A 17,121-nucleotide genomic window follows, 5' to 3' on the forward strand; every position below is an offset into this window, starting at 1 on the left:
AAGGCGTTGAAACGCTCAAAAGCGAAGGCGTCAGAAAGCTAATGCGGAAAAAGGGTGGCGCGAGGCTGCCGAACTGCCACTAGGCACTAGGCCCGGCAACCGATCAGTAGGTCTAGCTGTAGCGAGGCGGAAAGACGCGGCGAGAGGGCCGGTGCAACAAGAGCAATGGCGGTACCCAGCGCGCGACCTGCTGCCGGCACGCGCGCGGCTGCAGCGATGCTGGAGGCATCGGCGGCGTGGCGGTGGAAGCAGGTGGCTTGGTGCATTGCGTGGCGTGCGGGGAGCGGGGAGCGGTGTGAGGGAAGCGGTGCGGATGACGCGGCTTACCAAGGTTCGTCGATAACTTGTCATGCATGCCGAGCACCTTTTGGCGGCCGGCAGCCGGCAAGAATAGTCGAGAACGCGAACGGGCGTCAAGGACGGGCACGCCGAGCCCCCTCCAAATGCCGGTTGGGCAGCCACCTCCATTTCGCTATCAGCACGGACTTGTGGCTGAGCCCAGATGTGCGTGAGCGTACATAAGCGCCGAACTCTCAGCCGTCTGGCTGGTACAGCCGTGTGCACATCCTGACTAGCCTAGATAGCACGCGGCTGCCCAATTCCGCCATTTACCTGTCCGGTCGCGCAAACATAACGAGTCTGGCCAGCGGTGCCTTGCTTGAGCTTCTGTCGGCAGGGGCCCCGGGATTTAACGCCATACGGGGAGACATCATGAGAAACACCAAGAGGTGGCCAGCATGGCTGGCCTGCGCCGCCATGGCATTGCTGATGGCGGGCTGCGGCGGCGGCGGTGGCGGCTCGGGCGCTGCATCGCCCACCACCGCGAGCACCGCGACGAATACCACCCCGGTGAAATACTCGGTGACGCTCACGATGACCTCGGGACAGGTCGGGGTGGGCCGCAGCATCTCGATGTCAGCCTCGGTCGTGGACAGCAAGGGAGCGGACGTGACGTCGTCCAGCGCCTTTGCCTGGACCTCGTCCAGCAACACCATCGCCACCGTGGTGCCGGCCGCAAGCGGCAGCGCCACCATCACGGGCGTGGCGGTGGGCACGGCCACCATCCAGGTGGTGGCCACCGTCAAGGCGGCGGACAACAGCACCACGCAGCTACCCGCGCAAACCGCGACGATAGCCGTGCAGCCCGCCTCGGTCAGCTACAACCTGGCACTGTCGAATCCGGTCTTGTCGCTGGTTGACGGGCAGGTGCAGCCGGTCAAGGCGACGCTGGTCGATGGCAATGGCAGCGACGTCAGCGGGGCCGTGCACGACTGGGCCTGGGCCAGCTCGATCAGCAACGTGCAGGTCAGTGCCGCGCAGAACACGGCATCGCTCACAGGCGTCAACAGCTCGGATACCACCGCAGCGGTCGGCACGGTCACGGTCTCGGTCACCGCGCCCAACGGCATTGCTGTCAGCGGGCAGATGCTGGTGACGGTGCAGAAGAACACTGGCTACACCTATCGGCTCGAGCTCTCGCAAGGGGGCGTGCCCATCAACGCGCTGTCGGTGCTCAACGGCTATCCGCAGGTCTTCAACGCTCGCGTGATCCGCAGCGATTCGTATGATTCCACCGCGGATTTCGACGGCACCTGGAGCTACGCCACCACCTCGCCAACGCTTTCCGTCGCAGCGAACCCGGCCACGCGGCAGGCCACGTTGAGCACCAGCATCGTGATCGGCACGCCCACCGTGCAGAGCCTGCTGCAGGTGACCGCGGCCAGCAGCAAGATCGCGCTCACGCCCAACGCCAGCCTGACGGTGACGGAGCAGCCGAAGTGGGCGCTGGTCTACAACGGGCCACAACCGCTCAAGCTGCTGCTGTCGCTGCCCGTGCCGACTCCCGTCACCGCCACGCTCAAGAACTTCGGTGCGGATGTCGCCTATCTCAACTGCACGGGCTGGAGCTGGACCAGCAGCGCAAACGTATCGTTCGCAGGTGGCGTCAATGCTGCGCAGATCGTGGTGACGCCTTTGGCGCTTGGCGATTTCACAGTGACCGCAACCTGCACGGCCGGCCCTGAACAGCAGCCGATCTCCATCACGATTCCGGGAACGGTGAGCTGATGTAGCGCCCTGCTTTTGCCTGAGCCTTAATGCGACGCCCGGCATGTGTTCCTGCCGGGCGTCGTTGTATCTGCTCGCGCCTATCTCTGTGTGTTTTAAATGGTCCGTCCCCGGACGGCCGCTTGATCCGGTGCCGCGCGCGCAGGTATCGACGAGGAGGGAAAGAGGGGGAGGCGGTGCCGAATACGCGGCGAACCGGCGCGGCGAACCCAAAGCGTACCCGTTTCTGCGTGGATCAAAAACGTGGTGCGCGATGGGTTTGGGGGCGTATCAGCGCTTGGCCACGAAGCGGATGACCTGCTCGCTGGCCTGTTCGACCGGCGCTTGCTGGGCGCTGCCGGTGGTGGCGGAGCCGCAGGTATTGCACCCGCCGCTGTCGCAGCCGCTGGCGCAGCCGGCCGCGGCCTGCGGTGCCAGCCAGGCCACCGCGCGCTGGCGCCAGCCGGTGGCCGCGGTGCCACCCAGGCGCGCCGCCAGCCCGCCCTTGATCCGTTCGCGGGTGCGCGGTGCATAGCGGGCCAGCACGGAGATCGTGCAGCCCAGCACGATCAGCGGCACCAGCAGGGTTTCAACGGCGTGGTAGAGGCTCATGGCTGCAAAGTCCTCGCTTCAGCTCAGCATCAGGGTGATGTGGTACGTGGCAAAGGCGGCCACGTAGCCCAGCCCGAACAGGTAGGCCGTCGAGGCGGCCATCACCTTCCAGGAGCCGGTCTCGCGCCGGATCACCGCCATCGTGGAGATGCACTGCGGCGCGAACACGTACCAGGCCAGCAGCGACAGCGCGGTGGCCAGCGACCATTGCGCGGCGATCATCGGCGCGAGCTGGCTGGCCATGGCGTCCTCGCTGCCGGACAGCGCATAGACGGTGGCCAGTGCACCCACGGCGACTTCGCGCGCCGCCAGGCCCGGCACCAGCGCGATGCAGATCTGCCAATTGAAGCCGATCGGGGCAAAGACATGCTCAAGCGCCCGGCCGATCATGCCGGCGAAGCTGTAATCGATGGCCGGGGCGGTGGCGCCGTCCGGCGGCGACGGGAAGGTGGCCAGGAACCACAGCAGCACCGTCAGCGTCAGGATCACCTTGCCCACGCGGGACAGGAAGATGCGGGCACGCTCCCACAGGCCGATCGCCACATCGCGCGGATTGGGGATGCGGTAGGAGGGCAGTTCCATCATCAGCGGGTGGTCGGTGCGATCGCGGCGGAAATACTTCAGCACATAGGCCACCGCCAGCGCGCTCACGATGCCCGCCACGTAGAGCACGAACAGCACGAGCCCTTGCAGGTTGAACAGCCCCATCACCGTGCGCGTCGGGATGAAGGCGCCGATCAGCAGCGCGTAGACCGGCAGGCGCGCGGAGCACGTCATCAGCGGCGCCACCAGGATGGTGGTGATGCGGTCGCGCGGGTCCTGGATGGTGCGCGTGGCCATGATGCCGGGAATCGCGCAGGCAAAGCTGGAGAGCAGCGGGATAAAGGAACGGCCGGACAAGCCGGCGCCCATCATCAGGCGGTCGAGCAGGAAGGCCGCGCGCGGCAGGTAGCCGGATTCTTCCAGCGTCAGGATGAACAGGAACAGGATCAGGATCTGCGGCAGGAACACGATCACGCTGCCCAGGCCGGCGATCAGGCCATCCACCAGCAGGCTGCGCAGCATGCCCTCGGGCAGGTGGCTGCCGACGATCTCGCCGAACCAGTGCACGCCGCCCTCGATGCCGTCCATCAGCGGCGCGGCCCACGAGAATACCGCCTGGAACATCAGGAACAGCAGCACGGCCAGGATCGTCAGGCCGAACACGGGGTGCAGCAGGATGCGGTCGAGCCGGTCGTCCAGCGCGGCGGTGCGCTCCGGCATCGTGACGGCCGCATCCAGCAGGCGCTTGACCTCCTGGTGGACATCCAGGTCGGAGGCCAGCTCGGTCGTGGCCGCGGCGACCGGCACCGCCGGCAGGGCGGCGTCGAACGCGGCCAGCAGGTTGGCGGCGCCGTCGCGCTTGACCGCCACGGTCTCCACCACCGGCACGCCGAGCGCGGCGGCCAGCTTGTCGCGCTCGATGCGGATGCCGCGTTTGGCCGCGGCGTCGCTCATATTGAGCACCAGCACCATCGGCAGGCCCAGGCGGCGCAGTTCGAGCACGAAGCGCAGGTGCAAGCGCAGGTTGGTGGCATCCACCACCGACACCAGCAGGTCCGGGCGTGGCTCGCCCGGGCGCTGGCCCAGGCAGACATCGCGCGTGATGGCTTCGTCAAGGCTGGCCGCGTGCAGGCTATAGGCACCCGGCAGGTCGAGCACACGCACCTGGCGCCCGGCCGGCGAGACAAAATGGCCTTCCTTGCGCTCGACGGTGACGCCGGCGTAGTTGGCCACCTTCTGGCGGCTGCCGGTCAGGCGATTGAACAGGGCGGTCTTGCCGCAATTTGGATTGCCCACCAGCGCAACGCGCAATGCGGGACGCTGGGAAGCGGAAGTCGGGGTAGCGACAGACATATTCTTGGCAGGTGCCCGGTCAGGCAGCGGAGCGTTTGGCGGCGGGCGCGTCGGGCTGCGCGGCCGGCGTGATGCTGGAGACGGAAGCGCTGAGCGCCTCCACGGTAATGCGGGCCGCTTCGGCGCGGCGCAATGCAAACCGGGTAAAGCCCACCTGGGCGACAAGGGGATCCATGCCGAACGGTCCCAGCGCGATGACCTGTACGGCTTCGCCCGGCACAAAGCCGAGTTCGCGCAGGCGGCGTGCTACCGGATCGTTAAGAGAATTGTCGTCGATAGACACGATGACAGCGGCGGTGCGCCGCGGAAGTTCAGACAACCGCATGTGGCTTCCAGTCCGTTGGCGCGAGGCACGGCACGCGGTCGGCAAACTCACGCCAGGGTTGGTAAATGAAAATCGTTCCTATTGTAGCTGATTTGCCTGCGGGCGTTTTGATTTCGAGCCGCTGTGTTATTAGTGCGCGCACGCATCCATGGCGCACGACAATCCTGGCGGTCCGCAATCACCCGAAGCGCAGGTCACGCAACATTCGGTTGCGCCCGACGAGCGGCACCCTGTGCGGGTGCCGCGCCTTGCCCACGGTGCCGCAGCCCGCTTGCCTAGAACTTGTGCCGGACGCCCGCCACCACGCCCAACTGGTTCATGCCCGGGCCGATGCTGGCCTGGATGCCGTTCAGGCCGACGCGCGAGCCGTCCTTGTTCTTGACGTAGCCGAGCGTCAGGTAGCCATCGGTGCGTTTGGACAGCGCGTAGTCAAGCGTGCCGACGAGGCTCCAGGGATCCTGCGCGCTGCGCTTGTCGTTCATCACATAGGCCGACGCACTCAGCGTCAGGGCGGGCGTGAACGCATAGCTCGCACCTAGCCAGAACAGGTCGTTCCTGCGAGCCGCCACGGTGGCGGTGCTGCCGATGTCGCCGCTCAGCCAGCGGTAGCCCGCGAACACCTTGGCCTTTGCAAACGCGTAGCTGCCAGCCACGGCGATGCGGCGGTCGCGTTGTGCCGGGTTCTGCCCGGCCAGGCCGGTGGTGCCCTGCTGCTGGTCGTAGATGACCGTGGCCCCGGCGTTGCCCGTGGTGTATTCCAGCGCGGCGCTCCAGGCGCGGTCGTTGCGCGCGTTGCCGGCGGTCTCGCCCGTGATGGTGCTGGTGGTGCCGCTCGTCACGGAGGTGCCGCGCGCGAACGCGTACATCGCGCTTGCCGTCAGCCCGCCGAACTTCCCTACGTACTTGGCGGCGTTGTCATAGCGTCCCGCCAGGGCGCTATCCATCAGGAACGCCGAGTACCGCGGCGCGATGGCCATGGCGTCGTAGCTGATCAGGATGTCGTAGAGCAGGTTGTTCTGGTGGCCCGCCGTGATCCGCCCGTAGGGCGTGTTCAGGCCGGTGTAGGCCTGCCGCCCGAACAGCCGGCCGGCCTGGCCCAGCGTGCCCGCGTCGATGTCGAAGCCGCTCTCGAGCACGAACAGCGCGCTGGTGCCGCCGCCGAGGTCTTCCGTGCCGCGCAATCCCCAGCGCGAGCCGGACAGGTTGCCCGAAGCCATTCTTGTGAGGGCGTTGCCACTGGCGTCGGCGTGCGAGAGGTATTCGATGCCGACGTCGGCGACGCCATAGAGCACCAGGCTGGACTGCGCCCAAGCGGGTGCGGTCAGCGCGAGTGTGGTGACGGCAAGCGCGTAGCCAAGCGTCAGGCGGTGGATGTCTTTCACTACCTTCACTACTATCATTACCTTCATCTCCTTCATGTGGTTTCCTTACGGCAGGGGCAAACGCAAGGCGCAAGCGGTCGCACGGGACCGTTGACGGCCGTGGCGTAGCGGTGCTGCGAATGGATTGGGGGGAGCGGGTGGCGTGCGTTGCCAGGCGCCTGGCGTGGCTGCCCCGCGGGTCTTGGCGGACCCTGGCCGGCGTTAGCGAGCCGTGGGCCTTAGTCGACCCGCAGGCCGATCTGCGCGGCGAGCTTCTTCCAGCGCTCGATGTCGGTGTTCACCACTTTCTGGAACTCCGCCGGGGTGCTGCTGGCGGTAGCAAATCCCAGTTGGGCGAGATTGGCCCTGACCTCCGGCTTGGCGACGGCCTTGGCGATGGCCGCATTGAGCTTCTGCACGATTTCCGGCGGCGTATGCGCCGGGGCCAGGATGCCGAACCATTGGTCGACGTCATAGCCACTGACTCCAAGCTCGCTCACCGAGGCCACGTCGGGCAGCAGCGGTGATCGGCTCTTGGAGGTGACGGCCAGCGCGCGCAGCTTGTTGGCCTTCAGGTAAGGCACCGTGTTGCTGAGCGTGTTGATGCTGACGTCGGCCTGGCCGCCCAGCACATCCGCTAGCGCCGGGGCGCAACCCTTGTAAGGCACGTGCAGCAGATCGATCTTGGCCGAGATCTTGAGCAGCTCGCCGGCAAGGTGCTGGGGCGTGCCGTTGCCGCAGGAGGCATAGGTCGGCGGCTTGCCCGAGCGCCCGGCTGCCAGCAGGTCATTGAACGTCTGGATCTTCGATGAGACGGGCACCGCGATGACGGACGGCACGGACGCCACCGAGATCACCGCGCTGAAGTCCTTGCCCGGATCGAACTGCAGGTTGCGGAACACGCCGGGGTTGATGGCAAAGCTGCTGTTGACCACCAGCAAGGTGTAGCCGTCCGACGGGCTCTTGGCGACGAACTCGGCGCCGATATTGCCGCTGGCGCCGGGCCGGTTGTCGACCACCACGGGCTGGCCCAGGCTGCGGCCCACCTCCGTGCCGATCACCCGCGCCAGCGTGTCGGTTCCCCCGCCCGCCGGGAACGTCACAACCAGCCGGATCGGCTTTTGTGGAAAGTCGCCGCCGATATTGGCGCTCGCCTGCGCGGGCATGCCGAACAGCGTGGCCCCCAGCAAGGAGATCGATGCGAGACTGCGTACCACGGATAAGGATGTCATTTGTTGCCTCATCGGTTAAAGGAAATGATAGATCAGGGTGGCAGTGCAGGCGGCGTGCATGGGCGCCGCTGCTAGTCCGGCCTGATGCGAATCGGTGGGCCGGATAGTTCAGCCGCCGCGTTGGCCCGCACTGCTGCCTCGAGGTCGCCGGTGGCCTCGGCGTGGATCCTGAACAGCGGTTGCCCGGCAACGAGCCGGTCTCCCACCGTGCACAACAGGTCCACGCCGGCGCCCGGCCGGCGCGGCGCGCCGGCGCTGCGCGCAATGCCGGCGATGGCAAAGCCGTCGATGTCCGCGACCACGCCGGCCGCGCTGGCGGGCACGATGTGGAGATGGTTGCCCGGTGCATCCGGCGCTGCCCTTGCGCCCTGTGCGGCCACGATCCGGTCGAATGCGGCGCTTGCGGCCCCGCAGGCGAGCAATTCGCCCGCAATCCGCCGCCCCTCGGCGGGGGAGCCCACGGTCGGGTCGAACGCAAGAATCTGCCCGGCAAAGAACAAGGCCTTCTCGCGCAGGTCCGCGGGCGCCTCGGGGCTGCCGTTGAGTACCTGCAGCACATCGCGCACTTCCAGCGCCGGGCCCACGCCGCGCCCGATGGGTTTGCTGCCGTCCGTCGCGAACGCGCGCACCCGCATGCCCAGCCCTGCGCCCACGTCTTCGAACAAGGCGCCCAGGGCTTGCGCTTCGGCTTGCGACTTGAGCTTCGCTTGCGGGCCGAAGGGCAGGTCGACGATCACGTGGGTCGACCCCGCGGTGTATTTTTTGGAGAGGATGGACGCCACCGACCACCGGTTGGCGTCGAGCCCGAGCGGGCGCGTGATGGCATTCATCACATCGTCGATGGCCGAGTGATTGAGGCGGCCGTTCCAGGCAATGCAGGCCCGTGCCTGCGCCACGCAGCGGCGCACGTCGTCGATGTCCAGGTCCACGCGCGCCACCGTCTCCATGGCCTCCGCGGTGCCGGCCGCGGAGGTGATCGCCCGCGACGAGGTCTTGGGCATCGCGAGCCCGAACGCCGCGACGATCGGCACCACGATCAGCGTGATGCGGCTGCCCGGCACGCCGCCCATGGAGTGCTTGTCCACCACGATGGGCTCGTCCCAGTCGATCCTGCGGGCAAAGCGCGCGCGGGCACGGGCCACGCCCACTACTTCCGCATCGGTGAGGTGCTGCGAGGCAGCCACCAGGAACGCGGTCAGCTCGATTTCCGTATAGCGTCCCTCCACCGCATCGCGCAGCACGGCTTCGTACTCCGCTTCGCTCAAGGCGTCGCCGCGCAGCTTCTTGCGCAGCACATCGCGGCTGACGGGGCCGGGAATCTGGCGCAGGCGCACGGTGTTGCCGGGCGCGACGCCCAGGCGCTCGAAGAGGGCATCGGACAGGCCGATCTCTTCGTCCTGCAGCAAGCCCGGGCTCTCGACCACATGCAAGGCCGCGGGGATCTCGGTCTTTCCCGAGCGCACGGCCATGCGAGCGTGGCGCGCGCCAACGGCGGGCGACACATAGGCAATGTGCGCGTCGCCGGCGCAGATTGGCATGCGTCTGGCCTTGAGCGGTGTCGATGCCGTGCGCAGCGCTTCCAGGAAGCGCGCGATGCCCACCTCCATGGCCGCGTCGTTCGATACGGTGACGCTCGCCACGCCGGCGGGAATCGGATCGGGCATGCGCTCCAGCCTGCGCAGCACCGCGTCGCCGGACTCCCGTCCGCGCGCGGCAATGCGCTGCGCCAGCACGTGCAGCGGCGCCGTGACGTGGATGACGACGAAATTGCGCAGCTGGCCCGCCAGCGCGGCAGCAATGCCGCGCGAGCCGTTGGCGACGACATGCCGGCCGCGCTCCAGTTCATCCAGCAAACTGGCCGGCAGCCCATAGCGCAAGCCATGCGCCGCCCAGGTGATCAGGAAGGCGTTGGCCGTCTCGCGCGCCGCGAACTCGGTCTGCGTCACGCCCTCGTGATCCTCGCCCGGCGAGCCTGTTGGCCGGGTGATGACGCGCCTGGCAAACACATAGCGCGGATCGGCCAGCAGCGCCGCCCTGGCGCCGTCCATCAGCGAGTCCTTGCCCGCGCCGCTGGGGCCAACCACGAGGAAGAAAGTGCCGGCAGCTTGCATGGGCTTATCCGGCGTGGTGGGGACCGCTACCAAAGCCGATGGCCCGGCGCGGTTCAGATAGCGGGAGTCTTCCAGGCTGCTTGCGCATGTGTCGTTCCAGGTCTCGGGGTTTTTCATGGCCATCCTCTTCTTTCTCTTCGTCCCATTTCGTCGACTGTGTCTCGTACGTCCTCTGGCAATATGCTTAGATATCGAAGCACAAAGGCAATGCTAGCACCTGATGAAACCTTGTCAAGATAAGTTCGACATCTAAGAATATGCAAGAGTCAGGCCATGGCTGGAAAGGGCCGTATCCACGGGCTGTGGCAGGAATTCCAGCCATGTCTAGCAGGGAAATCCCTCTCGCGGTGTCTTGCCGCATCGTCGTGGCGCAAGCTCGCACTGATGTAGTGAGCACTACATTAGCCCGCAAAAGAAATGATTAGCCGGCGAACACCCGGCGGGAGGTGGACGTGACGGAGCAGGCGGCAGCTTTGCTAACGCGTTATGATGTTTTCCATCATCGGGCGCAGGCATGGCCGGCGCCGACAAGGACTCCCACACCGTCATATGGCCACTTCAAAACCGACTGAATCGCAGGTGCCCGCCCCGGCGGGCGACATCGCCAACGAGCGCCTGGCGCATATGGTGAAGGACGCTGCCCGGGCCTATATCCGCGCCCTGCAAATGCGCCTGGCCGAACATACGGTTTCCTACGGACACTGGACCATCCTGCGGATCCTCTGGGATCACGACGGTTTGTCGCAGCGCGAGCTGAGCGACCTGGCGGGGGTCACGGAGCCGACCACGTTCGCCGCGGTCAAGGCGCTGGAGGCGCTGGGCTATATCGAGCGCACCCATCTGCCCGGCAACAAGAAGAATGTCCATGTATTCCTGACCAAGACGGGCCGCGCCCTCAAGCGCAAGCTGGTGCCGCTGGCCGAGGAGGTCAATGAGATCAGCGTGGAGGGGGTATCCGCCGAGGAGGTCGCGACCGCGCGCAAGGTGCTGATCGCCATCACCCGCAACCTGGCCAAGGACGAGGCGCAGGCAGAAGGCACGGCACGGCGCGTGCCGTCAACGCGCGAGCTGGGGCGGCTGCTGGCGGATCTTTGAGCCAGTGCTGGCGCTGGTGGCGAGCGCAGAATGAAAAAAGCGCGCGAGGCAAGCAGCCCGGCGCGCGTCAAAGTAGCGGGAAGGAGTGACTCCCGCTCACACGGTACCGTTACACCGCATCGTTACACCGCATCGTCCAGCCCGATATCCACGGCCGGCGCGGACTGGGTGATCTTGCTGGTGGAGATGTAGTCAACGCCGGTCTCGGCGATGGGGCGGATGGTCTCGAGGTTGATCCCGCCGGACGCCTCCACCTTGGTGCGCCCGTTGACGATGGTAACGGCTTCGCGCATGTCGGGCACGGACATGTTGTCCAGCATGATCACGTCGACGCCCGCCTTCAGGGCTTCATGCACCTGGTCCAGCCGGTCGCATTCCACTTCCAGCTTGGTCAGCACGGGCAACTGCCGGCGCGCGCGTTCCACGGCGGCGGCAATGCTGCCGCACACGGCGATATGGTTGTCCTTGATCATTACGCCGTTATCGAGCCCCAGCCGGTGGTTCAGGCCGCCACCGCAGGTCACCGCGTGCTTCTCCAGCACGCGCAGCCCCGGCGTGGTCTTGCGGCTATCGATCAGGCGGGCCTTGGTGCCGGCAATCGCCTCCACGTAGCGGGCGGTATGGTTGGCGATCCCGCACAGCCTTTGCATGATGTTCAGCGCCGTGCGCTCGGCGGTCAGCACGCTGCGCGCGGAGCCGCTCACGGCGATGAGGATGGCGCCCTTGGCGACCTTGTCGCCATCGCCCACGCGCACGTCCACATGCAACGACGGGTCGTAGCGGGAGAACACGCGGGCGGCCACGTCCACGCCGGCGATCAGCATCGGCTCGCGCGCATTCATATAGAACGAACCCGTCTCGCCCTTCTCGATCATGGTGTGGACCGTCAGGTCGCAGGCGCCGATGTCTTCGGTCAGCCACAGGTCAATCAGCTTGTCGGTTGCAAATTGGTCGTACATGCTTGGCTCCAGGGTTCCGGGGGTCCGGTGGGTTGGTGTCGCGGTTTTGAGGTGAATGCGAAAAATACTTAGATATCGAAGTACGTACGGCAATCCTAGCATTTGCCGTGGCCTTGTCAAGTAAAGTTCGACATCTAAGAATAATTTCACGGCCACGCGCGATGTCCCGGCCTGGCATAAAATGCATGTCGACGCACGACCGGGCCAGGCCCCGGCCTTCCTGACACGCACATACGGAGCACAAGACATGATTCTCGAAATAGCGCAGTTCCAGATCAAAGCGGGTATGGAGTCGGACTTCGAGGCAGCGGTCGCCAAGGCGGCGCCGCTCTTCAAGCGCGCCCGTGGCTGCCACGCCATGCGGCTGCTCAGGTCGATCGAAAATCCCTCGAACTTCACGCTTGAGGTCAAGTGGGAGACGGTCGAGAATCACATGGTGGATTTCCGCGAATCCGCGGACTTCGCCGAATGGCGCAAGCTGGTTGGCGATTACTTCGCCGCGGCGCCCGACGTGGGCCATGTGAGCGTGGCGGTGGAGGGGTTCTGAATCCGGGCTGGCGGGGCAATCCTCCCCCCGCTTGAGTAGGGGCCCGAATAACGCAATTGCGTTATTGGTAGGGGAAAGTGCAGCGGGTAAGCTGCCTGCACGCTGAACACCCCGTTCCATGCGTATTTGACATGCCACCTGCCGGTAAAGCAGGTGGCATTTTCTTTGTGGGCCTGGGTTTACCCTGAAACCCTGGAGCTCAGCACCACGGCGTGCGCTCAAGCCCGGATCACGGACGCCAGAAACCGGGGGAGCCGGAAAAGCCCGGCTCTCTTCCTGCTTGCCTCCCTATCCCTCATCCCGCATCTTCTCCAGGAAGCGGTCGCGCGCCGGCTCGTCCGCCCCCGCCTTCCACACGCAATACACCTCCGACGGCACCGTCGCCTGCGCCAGCGGCAGGAACACCGCCCCCGCCATTGCCGATCGCTCCAGCGCCGCCGGCACCAGCGCGACTCCGGTGCCTTGCGATACCAGGGACACCACCGACAGCCAGTGCCGCACCTCATGCCGGATCTGCGGATAGAAGCCCTGCGCCGCGCACATCTCGAAGATGCGGTTGTAGTAATCGGGAGACGCCTTGCGGGAGAACAGCACGAAGGGCTCGCCGCGCAGCTCGCTCAGCGCCACGGTGGCCTGGCGCGCCAGGGGGTGGTCATGCGGCACGCAGCACAGGAAGGGTTCGCTATGGACCAGCGCGGTGGCCAGCTCGTCGGGCACACGGTTGGTGTGGATAAAGCCGGCATCCAGCCCATCATGCAGCAGCGCGTCGATCTGCTCCTGTGAGTTGAGTTCCGTCAGCGCTACCTGGATGCCGGGGTAGGCCGCCTGGAACTCGCGCAGGCGCTGGGGCAGGCCGCGGTACAGCATCGAGCCGACGAAGCCGATGCGCAGCCGCCCGACGGCGCCGGCCTCGATCTCGCGCGCCAGCAGGCGGGCCTCTTCGGCCTGGGCCAGCAGCGCGCTGGCCGATTCGCGGAAGGCCCGTCCGGCGGCGGTCAGGCGCACGCCACGGCTGTCGCGCTCGAACAGGCGGGCGCCTACCGAGGCTTCCAGCTGCTGGATATTGAGCGACAGCGGCGGCTGCGAGATCGACAGGCGGCGGGCGGCCCGGCCGAAGTGGAGTTCTTCGGCGAGGACGAGGAAGTAACGCAGGTGACGGAATTCCATGGCGATATAAAAAATATATGGACCAAGCCAATTTTAGAATTAGACACGAATCGCCGGACTTTGAATAATGCAGACAAAGTATCCGGCGCTACATGCCGGCAAACACAGGAGACACCTCATGCAGACCAGCGCAGCGCGCCAAACTGCCTCTTCGGTCACATCGGCCACTTCAGCCGTTCCCGCACCCTCGGCCACGCCCGCGCATCCGGTGCCGGACCAGCAAGGCGTCAACCTGTTTGCCAGCGACCCGGACCTGCGCGCGTTGCTGCCGCTTTACCTCCCGCCCGACCTGTTCGCCCACCTGCTGCCCCACCTCGATCGCATGGGTGCGATGGCCGGCGGCATGCTGGACACGCTGGCGCATACCGCCGACCAGAACAAGCCCACGCTGTCGCACCGTACCCGAACGGGCATCGACGCGCAGCACATCGAGAAGCATCCGGCCTATGTGGAGCTGGAGCGGGTCGCATTTTCCGAGTTCGGCCTGGCGGCGGCGTCGCACCGTGGCGGCGTGCTGGGCTGGGACAAGCCGATGCCGGCCGCGGCCAAGTACGCGCTGACCTACCTGTTCGTGCAGGCCGAGTTCGGCCTGTGCTGCCCGCTGTCGATGACCGATTCGCTGACCCGCACCTTGCGCAAGTTTGGCGATCCGGGGGTGGTCGAACGCTTCCTGCCCAATCTCACCACGCAGGTCTTCGAGGACCTGTACCAGGGCGCCATGTTCATGACCGAGCAGGGCGCCGGCTCCGACGTGGCCACCACCACCACCCGCGCCGCGCGCGATGCGCAGGCCGAAGGCGGCTGGCGCCTGTCGGGCGACAAATGGTTCTGCTCCAACCCGGACGCCGCGCTGGCGATGGTGCTGGCCCGCGTCGAGGATGAAAACGGCGAGGCCGCGCCCGGCATCAAGGGCGTGTCGCTGTTCCTGCTGCCGCGCACGCTGGCCGATGGCAGCGCCAACCACTACCGCATCATCCGGCTGAAGGACAAGCTCGGCACGCGCTCCATGGCCAGCGGCGAGATCCGCCTGGAAGGCGCGCATGCCTACCTGGTGGGCGAGCTCGGCCGGGGCTTTGTGCAGATGGCCGACATGATCAACAACTCGCGCCTGTCCAACGGCGTGCGCGCGGCCGGCCTGATGCGCCGCGCCTTGTCCGAGGGCCAGTTCATCGCGCGCGAGCGCCGGGCCTTTGGCAAGCGCCTGCTGGACATGCCGCTGATGCGCCGCCAGTTGCTCAAGCTCGCGCTGCCCACCGAGCAGGCCCGCACCATGGTGTTCCAGACGGCCGAGGCGCTGCGCCGCGCCGACGCTGGCGAGGCCGATGCCTATGCGCTGATGCGCGTGCTCACGCCGCTGATCAAGTTCCGCGCCTGCCGCGATGCGCGCAAGGTCACCGGCGACGCCATGGAAATGCGCGGCGGCTGCGGCTATATCGAGGAATGGAGCGACCCGCGCCTGGTGCGCGACGCGCATCTTGGCTCGATCTGGGAAGGCACCAGCAACATCGTCGCCCTCGACGTGCTGCGTGCGATCCGCCGCGAAGGCGCGCTGCCCGTGCTCGAGGCCCACCTGGCCGGCCTGCTGCAAGCCACGCCGATGCATGCCGGCGCGCGCGCCGCCTTCACCGCCGCGATCGCGCGTGCCACCACGCTGGCCGCCCGCGCCGCCGAAGCCGGCGCCGATGGCGACGTGCTGGCCCGCCAGGCCGCTTCCGGCCTGTACCACGTGACCAGCGCGGTCGCCATGGCCTGGGAAGCGGGCCGCATCGGTTCCGTGCGCCGCATGCGCCTGGCGCAGCTGGTGCTGTTGCATCGCGTGCTGCCGCAGGATCCGCTGGCAGGCGAGGCCGAGCCCGACTGGCTGGCCGACACCATTGCGCCGCCGGCGGATGGCGCCGTGGACGCCACCACGGCCGTGGAGCAGGTCAACCTGTTCTGATCCCGCAAGGGCATGACATAGCCGTGCGCGGCGCCGCCAGAAGCCGGCGCCGCACACTTCACCACGGCGCCGACCGCCGGGTGGACACCGACCTAACAGACCAATATCAGGAGACAACCATGACCCTCTGGCAACGCCTCGCCGCTGTCGCCGCCTGCACCCTCTGCGTGGGCATCGCCCCCGCGCTGGCGCAGAAGGACTTCCCGTCCAAGCCGATCATGATGATCGTGACCTACCCGCCCGGCGGCCCCACCGACGTGATGGCGCGCACCTTGGCGTCCGCGCTCAAGGGCAGCCTTGGCCAGACCGTGGTGGTGGAAAACCGAGCCGGCGCCGGCGGCAACATCGGCGCCGAAGCCGTGGCGCGCGCGGAGCCGGATGGCTACACGCTGATGTTCGGCACCTCGGCCCCGCTGGCGATCAATGTCAGCCTGTACCGCAAGATCAACTACGACCCGGTCAAGAGCTTCGCGCCGATCATCCAGATCGGGCAGCTGCCCAACGTGCTGGTGGTGAACCCTTCGGTGCCCGCCAAGACCGTGAGCGAGCTGATCGCCTACGGCAAGGCCAATCCGGGCAAGCTGACCTATGCCTCCTCGGGCAATGGCGCGTCCTCGCACCTGGCCGGCGTGCTGTTCAACAACCTGGCCGGCACGGACTTCCGCCATATTCCGTACAAGGGCACCGGCCCCGCGCTCAACGACCTGCTTGGCGGCCAGGTGAGCATGAGCTTCACCGACGTGCTGACCGCGCTGCCCTTTATCAAGAGCGGCAAGTTCCGCGTGCTGGGCGTGACCACCAAGGCCCGTTCGCAGGCGCTGCCCGATGTGCCTACCGTGGCCGAGCAGGGCGTGCCCGGCTTCGATGTCTCGGTGTTCTTCGGCGTGGTCGCGCCGGCCGGCACGCCGCCGGCGGTCATCGCCAAGCTCAACCACGCCTTTGCCGATGCCCTGCAGCAGCCCGAAGTGCGCAAGACCCTGCAGGCGCAAGGCCTGGAACTGCCGCCGTCGACCTCGCCCGAGCAGCTCGGCAGCTTCGTCAAGGCCGAGGTGACCAAATGGCGCGGCGTGGTGCAAAAGTCGGGCGCGCAACTGGACTGAGCCAGCGCCGCGCTCGCCAGCGAGCCAGCGAGGCTAGGAAAAATGGCCGGTTCAGCGGTAGTATCGATGTTTGCGAACGGGCGTGCGTTTTCCGTCCATCCGATGATCAGATGATCTCATGGCATGACGGGCCGTTCATGGGCACTGCAACGTTGCGGTGCCCGATCTGCCTTTGCGGCAGCCCTTCGTTCCCTCCTTCCACGACCGCCCCCAACCGATCCTGCCGTCCATGACCGATCTCTCCCCGCCCGCACCCGTCAACGAATTTGCCGGTGAAGCCCCGGGCCTGCTGTTTGCCCTGCCGATGCCCATGGCCCGCGTGTTCGGCCTGACCGGCGTGCACATCAACGCCAAAGAGGCGCGCGTGAGCATGGCCTACCACCCGGACCACACCAACAGCCGCGGCGACGTGCACGGCGGCGCGCTGGCTACGCTGCTCGATTGCGCCTTGTCCTGCGCCGCGCGCGGCCACGATCCGCGGCGCTTTGGCGTGGCCACGATCGACCTGTCGGTGCATTTCACCGCGCCCGGGCGTGGCGAGCTTACCGCCACCGCCTGGTGCGAGCGCCGCGGCCGTTCCCTGTGCTTCGCGCGCGGCGAGATCCGCGACGCCCAGGGCGAGCTGCTGGCGCTGGCCACCGGCACCTTCAAGCTGCTCGATCGCACGCCCGCGCCGGCCGCCTGAGCCAACCCACGTTTATCGACGCACATTTATCGACACACGTTCATCG

General features: G+C 66.9%; 14 protein-coding genes. 6 read left to right on the plus strand and 8 right to left on the minus strand.

Features of this window, described 5'->3' with window-relative positions:
• Positions 1-711 precede the first annotated feature (711 nt).
• Positions 712-2,067 (plus strand): hypothetical protein, encoded by a 1,356-nt coding sequence (locus ACGLHR_RS14735; protein WP_400094732.1) that lies wholly within the window; start codon positions 712-714, stop codon positions 2,065-2,067.
• 270 nt (positions 2,068-2,337) lie between these two features.
• Here the strand turns inward: ACGLHR_RS14735 and ACGLHR_RS14740 are convergent, their stop codons facing one another.
• The 6 genes from ACGLHR_RS14740 to phnN all read right to left on the minus strand — a co-directional run bounded on the left by ACGLHR_RS14740 (position 2,338) and on the right by phnN (position 9,583).
• Positions 2,338-2,658, minus strand: a complete 321-nt coding sequence (locus ACGLHR_RS14740) for a DUF6587 family protein (RefSeq protein ID WP_400094734.1) — start codon at positions 2,656-2,658, stop codon at positions 2,338-2,340.
• An 18-nt stretch (positions 2,659-2,676) separates the two neighbouring features.
• Positions 2,677-4,554 carry a ferrous iron transport protein B gene (gene feoB, locus ACGLHR_RS14745; RefSeq protein ID WP_400094736.1) on the minus strand — a complete coding sequence of 626 codons (1,878 nt, stop codon included), beginning with the start codon at positions 4,552-4,554 and terminating at the stop codon, positions 2,677-2,679.
• A 19-nt stretch (positions 4,555-4,573) separates the two neighbouring features.
• The gene (locus ACGLHR_RS14750) at positions 4,574-4,879 is read right to left on the minus strand and encodes a ferrous iron transport protein A (protein WP_400094738.1); all 306 of its coding nucleotides are present in this window, start codon (positions 4,877-4,879) and stop codon (positions 4,574-4,576) included.
• Positions 4,880-5,154: 275 nt separating this feature from the next.
• Positions 5,155-6,279 carry a porin gene (locus ACGLHR_RS14755; RefSeq protein ID WP_400094739.1) on the minus strand — a complete coding sequence of 375 codons (1,125 nt, stop codon included), beginning with the start codon at positions 6,277-6,279 and terminating at the stop codon, positions 5,155-5,157.
• Positions 6,280-6,479: 200 nt separating this feature from the next.
• Complete coding sequence (locus ACGLHR_RS14760; RefSeq protein ID WP_400094741.1) at positions 6,480-7,472, minus strand: tripartite tricarboxylate transporter substrate binding protein; 993 nt, start codon at positions 7,470-7,472, stop codon at positions 6,480-6,482.
• Between the two features lie 71 nt (positions 7,473-7,543).
• Positions 7,544-9,583, minus strand: coding sequence for a phosphonate metabolism protein/1,5-bisphosphokinase (PRPP-forming) PhnN (phnN, locus tag ACGLHR_RS14765; protein WP_400094772.1), 2,040 nt, complete (start codon positions 9,581-9,583; stop codon positions 7,544-7,546).
• A 549-nt stretch (positions 9,584-10,132) separates the two neighbouring features.
• Here phnN and ACGLHR_RS14770 point away from each other — a divergent pair.
• The gene (locus tag ACGLHR_RS14770; RefSeq protein WP_400094743.1) at positions 10,133-10,678 is read left to right on the plus strand and encodes a MarR family winged helix-turn-helix transcriptional regulator; all 546 of its coding nucleotides are present in this window, start codon (positions 10,133-10,135) and stop codon (positions 10,676-10,678) included.
• A 122-nt stretch (positions 10,679-10,800) separates the two neighbouring features.
• Here the strand turns inward: ACGLHR_RS14770 and nadC are convergent, their stop codons facing one another.
• Positions 10,801-11,637, minus strand: coding sequence for a carboxylating nicotinate-nucleotide diphosphorylase (gene nadC, locus ACGLHR_RS14775; RefSeq protein ID WP_400094745.1), 837 nt, complete (start codon positions 11,635-11,637; stop codon positions 10,801-10,803).
• A 247-nt stretch (positions 11,638-11,884) separates the two neighbouring features.
• Here nadC and ACGLHR_RS14780 point away from each other — a divergent pair, with 247 nt between their 5' ends.
• Entirely contained in the window at positions 11,885-12,184 is a 300-nt protein-coding gene (locus ACGLHR_RS14780) for an antibiotic biosynthesis monooxygenase family protein (RefSeq protein ID WP_400094747.1), read from the plus strand.
• A gap of 288 nt (positions 12,185-12,472) precedes the next feature.
• Here the strand turns inward: ACGLHR_RS14780 and ACGLHR_RS14785 are convergent, their stop codons facing one another.
• Entirely contained in the window at positions 12,473-13,351 is an 879-nt protein-coding gene (locus ACGLHR_RS14785) for a LysR substrate-binding domain-containing protein (protein WP_400094748.1), read from the minus strand.
• Positions 13,352-13,469: 118 nt separating this feature from the next.
• On the opposite strand from ACGLHR_RS14785, the gene ACGLHR_RS14790 reads away from it, so the two are divergent.
• The 3 genes from ACGLHR_RS14790 (at position 13,470) to ACGLHR_RS14800 (ending at position 17,075) form a co-directional block, all read left to right on the plus strand.
• Positions 13,470-15,290, plus strand: coding sequence for an acyl-CoA dehydrogenase family protein (locus tag ACGLHR_RS14790; protein ID WP_400094750.1), 1,821 nt, complete (start codon positions 13,470-13,472; stop codon positions 15,288-15,290).
• 119 nt (positions 15,291-15,409) lie between these two features.
• Positions 15,410-16,390: a Bug family tripartite tricarboxylate transporter substrate binding protein gene (locus ACGLHR_RS14795; RefSeq protein WP_400094752.1), complete on the plus strand. Its 981-nt coding sequence runs from the start codon at positions 15,410-15,412 to the stop codon at positions 16,388-16,390.
• Positions 16,391-16,619: 229 nt separating this feature from the next.
• Positions 16,620-17,075 (plus strand): PaaI family thioesterase, encoded by a 456-nt coding sequence (locus ACGLHR_RS14800; protein ID WP_318231442.1) that lies wholly within the window; start codon positions 16,620-16,622, stop codon positions 17,073-17,075.
• Positions 17,076-17,121 lie beyond the last annotated feature (46 nt).

Origin of the sequence: Cupriavidus sp. CuC1, assembly GCF_044627735.1 — a bacterium.
GTDB lineage: Bacteria > Pseudomonadota > Gammaproteobacteria > Burkholderiales > Burkholderiaceae > Cupriavidus > Cupriavidus ulmosensis.